11 protein-coding genes and 1 pseudogene are annotated in these 13,555 nt (G+C 70.2%); 6 read left to right on the top strand and 6 right to left on the bottom strand.

Annotated elements, in window-relative coordinates:
* Window positions 1–105 precede the first annotated feature (105 nt).
* The 4 genes from OG828_RS06605 to OG828_RS06620 all read left to right on the top strand — a co-directional run bounded on the left by OG828_RS06605 (window position 106) and on the right by OG828_RS06620 (window position 3,938).
* Complete coding sequence (locus OG828_RS06605) at window positions 106–534, top strand: hypothetical protein (protein ID WP_328500428.1); 429 nt, start codon at window positions 106–108, stop codon at window positions 532–534.
* A 139-nt stretch (window positions 535–673) separates the two neighbouring features.
* Window positions 674–2,047 carry an extracellular solute-binding protein gene (locus OG828_RS06610; RefSeq protein ID WP_328500429.1) on the top strand — a complete coding sequence of 458 codons (1,374 nt, stop codon included), beginning with the start codon at window positions 674–676 and terminating at the stop codon, window positions 2,045–2,047.
* A 2-nt stretch (window positions 2,048–2,049) separates the two neighbouring features.
* Window positions 2,050–3,057: a carbohydrate ABC transporter permease gene (locus OG828_RS06615; protein WP_328500430.1), complete on the top strand. Its 1,008-nt coding sequence runs from the start codon at window positions 2,050–2,052 to the stop codon at window positions 3,055–3,057.
* Window positions 3,054–3,938, top strand: coding sequence for a carbohydrate ABC transporter permease (locus tag OG828_RS06620; RefSeq protein WP_210569193.1), 885 nt, complete (start codon window positions 3,054–3,056; stop codon window positions 3,936–3,938). Before OG828_RS06615 ends, OG828_RS06620 begins: the two co-directional genes overlap by 4 nt.
* Here OG828_RS06620 and OG828_RS06625 read toward each other — a convergent pair.
* Together OG828_RS06625 and OG828_RS06630 are read right to left on the bottom strand one after the other, a co-directional pair.
* Window positions 3,902–6,059, bottom strand: a pseudogene (locus tag OG828_RS06625) (glycoside hydrolase family 3 N-terminal domain-containing protein). The gene OG828_RS06620 and the pseudogene OG828_RS06625 overlap by 37 nt on opposite strands.
* 59 nt (window positions 6,060–6,118) lie before the next feature.
* Window positions 6,119–7,096: an N-acetylglucosamine kinase gene (locus OG828_RS06630; protein ID WP_328500432.1), complete on the bottom strand. Its 978-nt coding sequence runs from the start codon at window positions 7,094–7,096 to the stop codon at window positions 6,119–6,121.
* Between the two features lie 63 nt (window positions 7,097–7,159).
* Here OG828_RS06630 and OG828_RS06635 point away from each other — a divergent pair, with 63 nt between their 5' ends.
* Window positions 7,160–8,410 carry a glycoside hydrolase 5 family protein gene (locus tag OG828_RS06635; RefSeq protein WP_328500433.1) on the top strand — a complete coding sequence of 417 codons (1,251 nt, stop codon included), beginning with the start codon at window positions 7,160–7,162 and terminating at the stop codon, window positions 8,408–8,410.
* On the opposite strand, the gene OG828_RS06640 is transcribed toward OG828_RS06635, so the two are convergent.
* The 3 genes from OG828_RS06640 to OG828_RS06650 all read right to left on the bottom strand — a co-directional run bounded on the left by OG828_RS06640 (window position 8,400) and on the right by OG828_RS06650 (window position 11,262).
* Entirely contained in the window at window positions 8,400–9,308 is a 909-nt protein-coding gene (locus tag OG828_RS06640; RefSeq protein ID WP_443062494.1) for an endonuclease/exonuclease/phosphatase family protein, read from the bottom strand. The genes OG828_RS06635 and OG828_RS06640 overlap by 11 nt on opposite strands.
* A 159-nt stretch (window positions 9,309–9,467) precedes the next feature.
* Window positions 9,468–10,574 carry a sensor histidine kinase gene (locus OG828_RS06645; RefSeq protein ID WP_328500435.1) on the bottom strand — a complete coding sequence of 369 codons (1,107 nt, stop codon included), beginning with the start codon at window positions 10,572–10,574 and terminating at the stop codon, window positions 9,468–9,470.
* Entirely contained in the window at window positions 10,567–11,262 is a 696-nt protein-coding gene (locus OG828_RS06650) for a response regulator transcription factor (protein WP_210569184.1), read from the bottom strand. Before OG828_RS06650 ends, OG828_RS06645 begins: the two co-directional genes overlap by 8 nt.
* A gap of 86 nt (window positions 11,263–11,348) precedes the next feature.
* On the opposite strand from OG828_RS06650, the gene OG828_RS06655 reads away from it, so the two are divergent.
* The gene (locus OG828_RS06655; protein ID WP_328500436.1) at window positions 11,349–12,023 is read left to right on the top strand and encodes a M15 family metallopeptidase; all 675 of its coding nucleotides are present in this window, start codon (window positions 11,349–11,351) and stop codon (window positions 12,021–12,023) included.
* An 11-nt stretch (window positions 12,024–12,034) separates the two neighbouring features.
* Here OG828_RS06655 and OG828_RS06660 read toward each other — a convergent pair whose 3' ends face one another.
* Window positions 12,035–13,507 carry a glycoside hydrolase family 3 N-terminal domain-containing protein gene (locus OG828_RS06660; protein ID WP_328500437.1) on the bottom strand — a complete coding sequence of 491 codons (1,473 nt, stop codon included), beginning with the start codon at window positions 13,505–13,507 and terminating at the stop codon, window positions 12,035–12,037.
* Window positions 13,508–13,555 lie beyond the last annotated feature (48 nt).

Consider the following 13,555-nt stretch of genomic DNA (forward strand, 5'->3'; position numbering starts at 1 on the left):
GCGACCAGCCACAACGAACCCGCACACGAAAGACAACGACGCCGCTGGGCAACACAAGTGGTCATCGCCGATGAACTGGCCCAACAGGCATGCAGGGAACGGGGTTTGACACCCCCGGACCAGCTGTCGCCGTCGCCGACACTCACCGTCGCCGAAACCGCCGTAGCCGACCTGGGAAGCATCGTCGCGGCAACCCTCGCCCACTCCCCCGCCGCACGCACCCTCCTCGCCGACCTGGAGGGCGAGCAACACGTCCCGGAGACCGCCGTACAGGACTACTACCAGCGCAACCGGGACCGCTTCCTCACCCCGGAGGCACTACGGCGCGGCATCGACCCGTTCGGCGTGACCGCACCACAGGACTTCGTGCCGTACACGCAGGCCCGCGACCGCATCGCGAGCGAGCTGCGCCGCGCCGCAGCGCACCGCGCCTTCTTCGACTGGTTCGACCGCGCCCGCGCCGGCGTGGAGTACGCCGTCGGCCATGAACACCCCGGCGACCCCTCCCATCCGGACCACGAGCACCGGCACTGACCGCCCAGCTGATCACCGGCGGAACCTAAAAGCAACATGGCAACCCATTGACCTCCGATGAATTGTGGTCCACATTTTCATCAATCGGAGTCGAAGTTGGTTAATTGAACCAGCAGCTGGCTGGTCGCAGGAGGCAGCAATGCGCGCTACAAGACTGACCGGATCCGTTGCGGGGCTTGTCGCCCTGATGCTGACCGCCGCCGGCTGCGGCCTGTCGGGCGGCTCCGACGGAGGGGACGCCACGGCGGGCGGCTGCAAGGTCGACAAGGGAAACGTCGGGTCGGGAAAGCTCTCCGGCGAGATCGAAGGCGACATCACCTTCCAGACCACCAACCTGAAGAAGGACTTCGGGGACTTCTTCAACGGCGTCATCAAGGCGTTCGAGAAGGCCAACCCCGGCACCAAGGTCAAGTGGATCGACGACCCCGGCGACAACACGTTCACCGGCCGCACGGTCGCCGACGCCCAGGCCTGCACGCTGGCGGACGTCATCAACGTCAACGCGCCGACGGCGACGGCCCTCACCAAGGCCGGCTACCTGCTCGACGTCGGCACCAAGGACCCTGACGCCTCGAAGCCCTTCGTCCCGTCGTTCTGGAAGTCCGCCACCTTCAAGGACGCCAACGGCAAGGCGACCCACACCACGCTGCCCTGGTACACCGGCGGTGTCCTCCTGACGTACAACACCGACTTGCTGAAGAAGGCCGGCATCGACCCGGCGAAGCCGCCGACGACGATGTTCGGGCTGTTCGCCGACTACGAGAAGGTCGCCAAGGCGGCCGACGGCAAGTTCTACGCGACCATGGCCAACCCGATCTGGCGCATCCCGGCCGACTTCGACCAGATGGGCATCAAGATCCTCTCCACCGACGGCAAGTCCGCCGTCCTCGCCGACGACCCGCGCACCGTCCAGTGGGTCGAGTGGATGGCGAAGCTGTACAAGGAGGGGGCGATGCCGAAGGACTCGCTGTCCTCCAGCAACGACCCGTCCACGCTCTACAGCCAGGGCAAGGTGGCCTACGGTTCGACGAACCCGAGCTTCGTGCGGTTCGTGAAGGACAACAGCCCGTCGGTCTACGCCAAGACGGCCGTCGGCCAGCAGCCCTACGACGCGCTCGGCCGCGCCTCCGCCGGGGCCCCGCAGTACATCTCGGTCGCCGCGACCAGCAAGAACGCGCCCACGGCGCTGGCGTTCGCGAAGTTCCTGACCAACGCCGAGAACCAGACGGCCTGGTGCAAGGACCCGAGCGTGGTGATCTTCCCGACCACCACGGCCTCGCTGGACGATCCGTTCTTCCAGAACGTCACCGGTGACGACCCGTTCTCCCAGGCCCGCAAGCTCGTCGCCGACCAGCTCAAGACGGCCGACACCAACCAGACCAATCTCTCCCCGGCCGTGCAGAACGCCATCGTGTCCCAGGTGCAGCTGGCCATGCAGGGCAAGAAGAGCCCCGAACAGGCCGTCAAGGACGCCCAGGACAAGGCCAACCAGCTGCTGAAGCAGGCAGGCTGACGGTGACGGCTCAGATCACGAAGCCGGTGTCCGTGCCCGGTGCGGAGCGCACGGACTCCGCACCGGCCGGGAAGCCCTCCCGGCTCCGGGCCCTGTTGCCGGGACCGGCTGCCGACGCCAACGGGGCAGCGATGTACCGCCGTTGGTGGCTGCCCTGGCTGTGGACCGCTCCCGCGATCGGCTGCGCGGTGATCTTCGGGGTGTTCCCGTTCCTCAACACCCTGCTGCTGTCGTTCACCGACGCCAAGCCTCTCGGCGGCGCCTCCGGCTTCGTCGGGCTGGACAACTACACGCGCATGCTGGACGACTCCGACTTCTGGCTGGCGACCCGCAACAGCGTCCTGTACGCGCTGATCGTCGTACCGCTGATGGTGCTGCTGCCGCTGATGCTGGCCGTCCTGGTGGAGAAGAACCTGCCGGGCATCGGCTTCTTCCGCTCCGCCTTCTACACCCCCGTCCTCGCCTCCAGCGTGGTCGTGGGCCTGAGCTGGCAGTGGCTGCTGGCCGATGACGGGCTGGTCAACACCTGGCTGGAGAAGGCCCATCTGATCAGGGACGCCATCCCGTTCCTGTCCGACCCGTGGCTGATCCTGCTGTCCGCGATGGGCCTGACGCTGTGGAAGGGGCTCGGCTGGTACATGGTCTTCTACCTGGCCGCCCTCGGGAACGTGCCCAAGGAACTGCACGAGGCGGCGGCCATGGACGGCGCCGGCGCGATCCGCCGCTTCTGGCACATCACCATGCCGGGCGTCCGGAACGCCATGATGCTCGTCGGCACGCTCACCGGCATCGGCTCCCTGAGGGTGTTCACCGAGATCTACATGCTGGGCAGCTCCACCGGCGGCCCCGGCGGCGCCGACCGCACCCTGCCCTTCTACATCCGGGACGTCGGCCTGGACCCGATCACCGGCAACGCCGGTTACGGCTCGGCCGTCAGTGTGGCCCTGTTCCTGCTGACGCTGGGGCTGACCCTGCTGGCGCAGCGCCTGACGAAGGAGGACGACGCATGACCACGGCCGCCGCTGAGGCCAAGCGCCGCCGTCTGATGCCCCGTTGGCGGGACTACGGCCGCCCCCGCGAACTGCTCGTCCGCTACCTGCTGTTGTTCCTCGTCCTCGGCCTCACCGTAGGACCGCTCCTCTGGCAGCTCCTGGCTTCCCTGAAGAGCACCGGCGAGGACGTCTTCGGCGCGAACGCCACCCTGCTGCCGCACGACCCGACCCTGCGGGCCTACCGGACGATCTTCGAGCAGGTGCCGGTGGCCACGTACATCCGCAACAGCATGATCGTGGTCGTCCTGTCGGTCACCAGCCAGCTCGTCTTCTCGACCACGGCCGGCTACATGCTCTCCAAGCCCGGCTGGAAGGGCCGCAAGTCGGTCTGGGTCGTGCTGGTCGCCTCGATGATGTTCCCCTTCGAGTCGATCATGGTGTCGCTGTTCCTGAGCATCCGCGACCTCGGGCTCGTCGACAGCCTGGCGGGCGTGTGGCTGCCCGGCTTCGTCGGCGCGATCAACGTCCTGCTGATGCGCGCCGCGTTCCTGGCGGTGCCGCGCGAGATCGAGGACTCGGCCATGCTCGACGGCGCGAACGAGTGGCAGCGCTTCCGCCATCTGTATCTGCCGTCCGCCTGGGGCGCGATCATGGTGGTGATCATCAACACCTTCATCAGCGCCTGGGACGACTTCCTCTGGCCGCTGATCGTGCTGCGCTCGGAGAGCAACATGACGCTGACACTGGGTCTGTCCCGGCTGCAGAGTTCGTCGTTCGGCTACGACCAGCGGATGGTCATGGCCGGATCGGTGATCTCCGTGATCCCGGTGCTCGTCCTGTTCGTCATCACACAACGGTGGTTCTACAAGGGCGTGTCGTCAGGGGCCGTGAAGCTGTAGGGGTACGGCTTTCAGCGCGGCCCGCGAGGACTCGGCGACGCGGATCTCGACCAGGCCGGTCAGTTCGGCACCGAGGTCCAGCGCGACCGTACGGCGCTCGCCCGGCGCGAGGCCCGCACCCTCGAACGCACACAGTTCGAGGGTGCGCGGCCATGCGGTCGTGATCAGGCGTCGCAGATAGACCTGCACGACCGTACGCCCGTACCGGTCCCCGGTGTTGGTGACATCGACCTCCACCGTGCGCCCCGACAGGCGTGGCGTGCCGTACTCGAAGGTCGTGTACGACAGCCCGTGCCCGAAGGAGTAGAGCGGCTCGGCGCTTTCGTCGACGTAGCCGCCGTACTCGGTGTCCTTGTGGTTGTAGTAGACGGGGAGTTGAGCCGCCGAGCGCGGGACGGAGACGGGGAGCCGGCCGCTCGGCTCGGCCAGCCCGAGCAGCACCTCGGCGATCGCGTCGCCGCCCCACGGGCCCGGATACCAGGCGGTGAGCAGGGCCGCCGCACGTCCGGCCTCGGGTACGGCGTGCGGGCGGCCCTGGATCAGGACGACCACCGTGGGTGTGCCGGTCGCGACGACGGCGTCCAGGAGCGCGTGTTGCGCGACGCCGAGCCGAAGTCCGGCGAGGTCCACGCCTTCGCCGCAGGTCATCTCCGATACGGCCGTCACGGCGGCGCCGTTGGCGGCGAACTCGGTGTCGGGCGTGCGGGCGCTGCTGCCGCCCAGCACCAGCACGGCCAGGTCGGACGCCGCCGCGGCGGCGACCGCTTCGGGGATGCCGGACAGGTCGTCGCCGGTCAGGGCGCAGCCGCGGGTGTGGCGGAGTTCGACGCCGGGCGGGGCGAGTCGGCGCAGGCCGTCGAGCACGCTCGTTCCCGTGCCGGGGCGCTGCGGGGCGGTGTAGTCGCCGAGTTGGTGGGCGCTGGTGGCGGCGTGCGGGCCCAGGACGGCGATACGGGAGGCCGTGGCGCGTATGGGCAGTGCGCCGCCGTCGTTGTGGAGGAGGGTGACGGCGGAGCGGGCGAGGGCGGTGCTCAGCTCGCGACCGTCCGGTGGCGCCAACCGGCTTGATCCGTACGGGTGTTCAAAGAGGCCGAGCTGGAACTTCAGGCGCAGGACACGCGCCACGGCGGCGTCCAGGGCCGCCACGGTCACCAGTCCCCGTTCGACCGCCTGCTCCAGGTGCGTGAAGGCCTCGTCCCACAGGCTCAGGTCGACCCCGGCGTTGAGGGCGAGGGCCCCTGCGGAGACCTTGTCGCCGGTGATCCGGGCCAGCCGGTCCACGGCCAGCCCGTCCGCCATGACCAGGCCCTCGAAACCCCATTGCTCACGCAGGAGTTCGTGGAGGAGGGCGCGGTTTCCGGCGCAGGGCAGGCCGTCGACCTCGTTGTACGCGGCCATGACGGCGGCGGCTCCGGCACGGACTCCGGCGCGGGCGGCGGGGAGGTGGATCTCGTGGAGTTCGCGCGGTCCGAGTTCGGACTCGGCCGAGTTGCGTCCGCCGACGGTGGCGCCCTGTCCGGCGAAGTGCTTGAGGACGACGGGGGCCTTGTCGGCGGCGAAGAGTTCTCCTTGGCCCTGCATGCCGCGGACGAGTGCTTCGGTGAGACGGGCGGCGAGGTAGGGGTCCTCGCCGTAGCACTCCTCGGTGCGGCCCCAGCGTGGGTCGCGGGCGATGTCCAGTGCGGAGACGAGGGCGACATGGCCGCCGCGGGAGCGCAGTTCGGCGGCGGCGTGGGCGGCGGCGCGCTCGTACAGTGCGGGATCCCAGGTGGCGCCGACGGCGAGGTTGACCGGGAAGACCGTGCCGTCCAGGGCCATGTGGCCGTGCGGCACCTCCTCGACGAAGAGGGCGGGGATGCCGAGGCGGCTGGTCTCCACGATGTGACGTTGCACCAGGTCGGCGAGTTCCGCGCTGTCGGCCGCACCGGCTCCACTCGTGTGGTCGACGCCGGACCAGGCGTCGGCGCGCAGCAGCCCGTAGAGGGCGCCGAGTCCGGCGAAGCGCTCGGTCTCGGCGCGCAGGGCGTCGGTGAGTTCGAAGGCGCCGTCGGGGGTGCGGCGGTAGGCGTCCCAGCCGTACATGCGCTGGTTGAGCTGACCGACCTTCTCCCGCAGGGTCATCCGGGCGAGCAGATCGCGGACGCGGGCGTCGACGGGGGCGGCCCGGTCCCGGTACGTCGTCACCGTCCGAGCCCCGGCCGGGCGAGGGCGACGGCGCCGGGACACCCGTCGGCCACCTGGTCGATCGTGAACTCGGGCAGCCGGTCGGTGAGGGGGGCCAGCAGCGGGTCGATCAGCCCTCCGGTGACGACGATCCGCTCCCCCGCGTACGGGTCCAACGCGCAGAGAGTGTCGGTCAGTTGGTCGGCCGCCTCCTGGAGGATCGCCTCCGCGACGGCGTCCTTGTCGCCGGCGGCCTCGACCACGAGGGGTGCGAAACGGGCGAGCTGGACCGGTGGGCGGGCCATCACGGCGGGCAGCACATGCATGCGGTAGAGCTCGCGCTGCTCGCGGGTCCACTCCTGATCGCCGTACGGCAGCACCTCGGCCGGCAGGCCCAGCTCCCGTCCGACCGAGGCGGCCAGCAGGGTCGGCCCGCCGCGTCCGTCGGCCATGCGCAGGGCGGCCCGGACGGCGCTGCGGCCGATCCAGAAGCCGCTGCCGTCGTCGCCGAGCAGCCAGCCGTCGCCGCCCGCGGTCGCGGTGCAGCGGCGTCCGGTGATCCGGGCGGCGACCGCGCCGGTGCCGGCGACCAGGGCGAGGCCGTCGGCGGGGAAGCCCGGCGCGGAGGCGAACGCGGCCTCGATGTCGCTGTAGATCTCGACCGACACGGCGGCGATGCCCAGCCGCACCAGCGCGGCGGAGAGGGCGGACTGCGCCCTGAGCCGCCCGGGCTCGTCGGCGGCGGTCCGCGAGGCGCCCGCGAAGCCGCCCGCGACGGCCCCGACTCGGGCACGCAGCGGCTCCGGCACGGCCTGGGCGACGGCCTCGGCCAGGTGGTCGGTGAGTTCCGGCACCGGGACCGTCAGGGCGTTGCCCGGTCCGCCGGTGCCCTCGCCCTGCGGCAGGCCGTCGTGGGCGGAGGCCAGGACGGCACGGGTCCGGGTGCCGCCGGCGTCCAGGCCGACCACGAGATCCTGGTTCAAATTATTGTTCATCGATGACTATGGTGGTTGATACATTCGCCGGAGACAAGGGCCGACGCCGTCCGAGGAGGACCCATGAGCGCATCCACGCCCCGCTTCGGCGTCAACTACACGCCGCGCCGCGGCTGGTTCCACTCCTGGCACGACTTCGACCCGGAGCACGCCCGCGAGGACCTCGCCCAGATAGCCGCGCTGGGCCTCGACCACATCCGCGTCTTCCACCTCTGGCCCCTGCTCCAGCCCAACCGCACCTTCATCCGCACCACCGCCGTGGACCAGCTGGTGCATCTCGTCGACCTCGCGGCGGAGGCCGGGCTCGACGTCCTCGTGGACGGCGTCCAGGGCCATCTGTCCAGCTTCGACTTCTATCCGGAGTGGACCCGCAGCTGGCATCACCGCAACGTGTTCACCGACCCCGAAGCCATCGAGGCCCAGGCGCGGCTCCTGCGCACCCTGGGCCGGGCCCTCGCCGACCGCCCCAACCTCCTCGGCCTCCAACTCGGCAACGAGCTCAACAACCTGGTCGAACACAACCCGGTGACGGCCGCCGAGGTGGACCACTACCTCGACACGCTCCTGACCGCCGCCAGGGAGGGCCTGCCCGCCGCGGAGCATCTGGTCACGCACTCGGCCTACGACGCCGCCTGGTACGGCGACGACCACCCCTTCACCCCCGAGGCCTCCGCCCGCAAGGGCGACCTCACCACCGTCCACCCCTGGGTCTTCTCCGGCGACTGCGCCCGCCGCTACGGCCCCCGCTCCCCCCAGGTCCTGCACCTCGCCGAGTACGGCACGGAGCTGGCCAAGGCATACGCCGACGACCCCGCGAGGCCGGTCTGGGTCCAGGAGACCGGTGCCCCCGAGCCCCACATCCCCGCCGCCGACGCACCGGACTTCGCCCGCGCGACCCTGCTGAACGCGGCCGACTGCACGGGCATGTGGGGCGTGACCTGGTGGTCCTCCCACGACGTGGACCGCGCCCTGGCCGACTACCCCGAACTCGAATACACCCTCGGCCTGTTCGACGCGACCGGCCGGGCGAAGCCGATCGCGCGGGCACTCGCCGACACGGTCGCCGAACTCCGTACCGCCCCGCGTTCGGCACCGGCGCGCGAAACGGCCCTGGTGCTGAAGTGCACTCCGGCGACACGCTCAGTTTCCGGTCCGGGAGGCGCGTACTTCGAGGCGTGGATGCGGATGCGCAGGGAGGGCGTACGTCCGGCGGTCGTGCTGGCGGAACGGGCGGAGGACGGCGACTACTTGAGGGCGCGGGGAATCAAGGAGGCCGTACGGCCCCAACCCTTTCCAGCGGGGTTCACCAGCTGATTCCGGCCGCCACCGGCAGGTGGTCGCTGCCGGTGGCCGGCAGCAGCCACGAACTCTGCGGCTCCACCCCACGGACGAGGATCTGGTCGATCCGCGCCACCGGGAAGGACGCCGGCCAGCTGAATCCGAAGCCGTCCCCGGCCGACTCCTGGACCGATTCCAGCTGCGAGGTGATGTCCTCCAACGCACGGTCGTCCACGGTGCCGTTGATGTCGCCGAGCAGTACCACCCGCTCGTTGCGCTCGGCGGCGAGGACCTCGGCGAGCGCCTGCGCGTTTCTGTCCCGGCTGTCCGTCCAGAAGCCCGTCCGGGGAGTCACCCGTACGGACCCCAGGTGGGCCACGTACACCGCCAGCGGCCCCTGGTCCGTGGCCACCGTGGTGCGCAGCGCCCGGTTGTAGGCCAGCTTGACCTCGGCCGGCTTGGCGTCCCCCAGCGGCCCGGCGTCCTGCTCGATGTCGACCGGCCGGGTGTCCGACAGCGGCAGCTTGCTCCACAGCCCGACCGTGCCCAGCACCGTGTGGTGGGGGTACGTCTTCGCCAGTTCCTTCTCGTACAGCGGTTTCGCCTGTGCGGTGATCTCCTCCAGGGCCAGCACATCAGCGTCGGAGGCGGCCAGGTCGCGCGCGGTGCCTGCCGGGTCGGGGTTGTCGGCGCCGACGTTGTGGCTGACCACGGTGAGGTCGCCGCCTGCGTGTGACTTGTCGCCGAGCAGCCCGCCGAAGAGGTTCAGCCACACGGTGACCGGCAGCAGCAGCGCGACGACCGCGGCGGCGGAGCGGCGCCACAGCGCGCCGGCCAGCAGCACCGGGATGAACACGCCGAACCACGGCAGGAACGTCTCCACCAGGCTGCCGAGGCCCCCGGTCCCGTTCGGGATCTGTGCGTGCAGCAGCATGAACAGGCCGAGCAGCAGTGCCAGCGTCGCGAGCACCGGGCCACGCTTCCACGGCTCCGGCCGGGAGAGGTGGCGGATCACGTTCCGGGGCTCGGCACGCCCCTTGTCTTCGTCCTGCTGCCGCGCATCCGCGATGTCTTGCACTGTTTCACTCACTGATCAGGTGTCCTCGTTGTCAGCTGTACGGGGTGGTGGGGCGGGCAGGTGAACGGCGATACGGAGTCCGCCCTCGGAGCGCGGGGTGAGGGTGAGGGATCCGTCGTGCACTTGGGCGATCCGCTTGACGATGGCCAGGCCGAGGCCGACGCCCGCGTGGTCCGTGTGAACGCGCTCGGTGCCGCGCTGGAACGGTTCGGTGAGCGTGGAGACCAGCTGGGGGGTGAGCTTCTCGCCGGTGTTCTCGACGGTGAGCACCACGGTCCTGGGGCGGACGCCGGTCGTCACCCACACCGTCCCCTTACCGGGCAGGTTGTGGACGATCGCGTTGTGCACGAGGTTCGTGGTCAGCTGCAGCAGAAGCGCCTGGGATCCGACGGTGGGGGTGATGTCGCCGGAGGTCTCGACGGTGACGCCGTGCCTCTCCGCGAGAGGGAGGAGCGTTTCGGTGGCTTCTTCCGCGAGGAGGGACAGGTCGACCGGTTCGCGGGTGAAGGACCGCTGGTCGGCGCGGCTGAGCAGGAGCAGTGCCTCGGTGAGGTCGATCGCCCGGGTGTTGACGGCGTCGAGGCGGGCGATGACCTCACCGATGTCATGGTCCGGGTCGGTGCGGGCCACCTCGAGCAGGGTCTTCGAGATCGCCAGCGGGGTGCGCAGCTCGTGGGAGGCGTTGGCGGCGAATCTCCGCTGTTCCGCGACCTGGGCTTCGAGCCGCGCGAGCATCGTGTCGAAGGCGTCGGCGAGTTCGCGGAACTCGTCTCTGCGGCCCGGCAGCCGGATCCGGTGGGAGAGCGATCCGTTCGTGGCCATGCGGGTGGCATCGGTGATGCGCGTCAGGGGAGCGAGCATGCGGCCGGCGAGGATCCAGCCTCCCAGAAGGCCGAATATCAGGAGGAACACCATCACCGCGGCTGCCACTGGGGCGAAACCGCGCACGAAGGTGGTGCCCGGAGTCTGTCTCCATGCCCCCTGTTCGTTGGTTTGCAGCCACCCCTCCCGCAGGAGAAACACGCCGATGGCGGCGAGCAGCAAGGCACCGGCGAGCATGAGGAATCCGGCGTAGCTGAGGGTGAGTTTGACGCGAACGCTCAGCCCGGGCTGCCTATCCACGGTCTCGTCCCTCACGTCCGGCACCGGGTGCCGTGTCGATGCGGTAGCCGACGCCCGGCACGGTGGCGATGATCCAGGGCTCGCCCAGACGCTTGCGCAGCGCCGAGACGGTGATCCGCACGGCGTTGGTGAACGGGTCGGCGTTCTCGTCCCACGCCCGCTCCAGCAGATCCTCGGCGCTGACGACACCACCTTCGGCGCCGACCAGGACTTCGAGCACCGCGAACTGCTTCCTGGTCAGCGCGACGTAGCGGCCGTCGCGGTGGACCTCCCGGCGGAACGGATCAAGGCGCAGCCCCGCGATCTCCCGCACCGGCGGCCTCCTGTGTGCCCGCCTGCGGTCGAGCGCTCTGAGCCTGAGCACGAGTTCCCGCAGGTCGAACGGCTTTGTGAGGTAGTCGTCGGCGCCGAGCTCGAACCCGGTGGCCTTGTCGTCCAGCCGGTCGGCGGCGGTGAGCATGAGGATCGGCATGCCGCTGCCGGAGTCGACGATGCTCTTGGCGATCTCGTCACCGCTGGGTCCGGGGATGTCCCGGTCGAGGACGGCGATGTCGTAGGCGTTGACGCTGAGCAGTTCCAGAGCGGTGCCGCCGTCACCCGCGATGTCCGCCGCGATCGCTTCCAGGCGCAGGCCATCGCGGATGGCCTCGGCCAGATAGGGCTCGTCCTCGACGATCAGCACACGCATACTCCGAGGCTACGAGTCGGCACATATCGTCGTCGTATCGAAAACCGCATACGGGCCGGCAACACCGCGCTGCCTTGACTGCGGGCATGACATACAGCCAATCAGCAGGAAAAGCAGCGGCCCGCCGTACCCGCTCGGCCGTCCTCGCCGCCTTTGTGGCCATCAGCGCGACCGTCGTCGGCGTCCTCTTCTGGCAGGCGCTGGCCTCCTCGCCCTCCTCCTCGTGGGCTTCCTTACCCTCCGCGTCGGCATCACCCACCGACACCCCTGAGGGAGACCACAGGCGTACGGCCCCCAAGGGTGTACTGGGCGAGGCTGACGGCGCTCTCCCTGACGGCGTGACCGTGTTCGACGACGGGTATCCGGGCGTGACCAAGCTCAACCCCGAGTTGCTCGAGGCCGTGCGCGAGGCGGCGACGGATGCCTCCGGCGACGGCGTCACGTTCTACGTCAACAGCGGCTGGCGTTCCGCGGAGCTGCAGAGTCAGCTTCTGCGTGAGGCGGTCGCGAAATACGGGTCGGAGGAAGAAGCCGCGCGATGGGTGGCCACAGCGGACACGTCACCTCATGTGTCGGGGGACGCGATCGACATAGGGCAGGACAACGCCACGACGTGGTTGTCCGAACACGGCGCCGAGTACGGCCTGTGCCAGATCTACGGCAACGAGCCCTGGCACTACGAACTGCGCCCCGAAGCCGTCGACGACGGTTGCCCCGCCATGTATGCCGACCCCGCACACGACCCGAGGATGCGGCAGTGACGGACCATGACCTATGCGCTCAGCACCTCTGCCACGGCCCGCAGATTGACCCGCCCCCGCCCGAACGAACACAACGCACCACCCTCCGGCAGCCCGGTGTCCACCCGCACCACGTCCGACCGCCGCCCCACCACCGCGTCCCGCATCCGCTCCTGCCAGGGATGCAGCCCGGCATCACACGTGGCGACGACCAACGGCGACTCACCGGCCAACCGCGAGACCTCTTCCACGAGCGCACCGGCATCCGCCGGCTCCCCCGTGACCGCGACCCCCGAAGCCGTACCGTCGACCTCCCGCACCTCGCTCAACAGGTCCTCCCCGCCCCAGTTGAGCGCCGGATGCGGCGGCGGAAACAGATCGACGACGAACGCTCCACGCAACCCCATCGGCTCGCTCTGCCCCCGCACCGCCCGCCTCGCGGCCTCCAGCCCCGCCTCCGCGTCCCACGCGGAAACCACGGCGGCGGGAGTCGCGTACCGCCGGGCCAGCCCCCGCACCCGCCCCGCGGCCTCCCGCACCCGCCCTTCCGGCAGCTCACCGGTGCGCAACGCATCGATCACCGCGTCCCGGCAGGCCAGCGTCACCCCCAAGTCCGGTACAGCCACGATCACTTGATCCGCCCCGGCATCGAGTGCGAGCCTCGCCCCCGCGGCCTCGCCGTACCGGTCGGCGATCGCCTTCATCTCCAGCGCGTCGCTCACCAGCACGCCCTCGAAGCCGAGTTCGTCCCGGAGCAGCCCGCTGAGGATGCGCGAACTGAGCGTGGCGGGCCGGTCGGGATCCAGCGCCGGAAAGACGACGTGCGCGCTCATCAGCATCGGCACGCCCGCGGCGACGGCGGCCCGGAAGGGCGCGAGGTCGAGTGCGTCGTACGGCCGCGGATCGACGGCCGTCTCGTGGTGGCTGTCGGTGACCGTGCCGCCATGCCCCGGGAAGTGCTTGGCGCACGAGGCGATCCCGCGCGCCTCGGTGGCGGCTATCCAGGCGCTCAGGTGGCGGGAGGCCACATCGGGGTCGGTGCCGAAGGAACGCGTCCGCACGATCGGGTTGAGGGGCTGGTGCTGCAGGTCGGCGACGGGGGCGTACGAGGCCGTGATGCCCAGCGAGGCGAGGTGTCCGGCGAGGGCGTCGGCGCAGCGGGCGGTCAGCTCGGGGTCGTCGACGACGCCGAGGGCGTAGGAGCCGGGCACTTCCGGTGCGCCGGCGCGTACCAGGTGCCCGATGCCGCCGCCCTCGTTGTCGATGGCCACCAGCAGATCGGGCCGCAACGCCCGTAGCGTGTCGGTGAGTTCGCGCACCTGCGCCGCGTCCCGCACATTGCGGGTGAACAGGATGACCCCGCCGAGGCCACGGTCGATCAGCCGCTTGAGCGTGTCGGGGACGGACGTGGTGCCGTCGAAGCCCGCGACGAGACAGCGGTGGACCGCCTCGTCCAGGTCGGAGGGCAGAGCCGGACTCAGGGGCGTGCGCTCGGTATGGGTCACCCCTGGAATCCTCTGGATCGCTCAGCCAAAAGTCAACCAATTCATGGA

The organism is Streptomyces sp. NBC_00457, from assembly GCF_036014015.1.
Classification (GTDB): domain Bacteria; phylum Actinomycetota; class Actinomycetes; order Streptomycetales; family Streptomycetaceae; genus Streptomyces.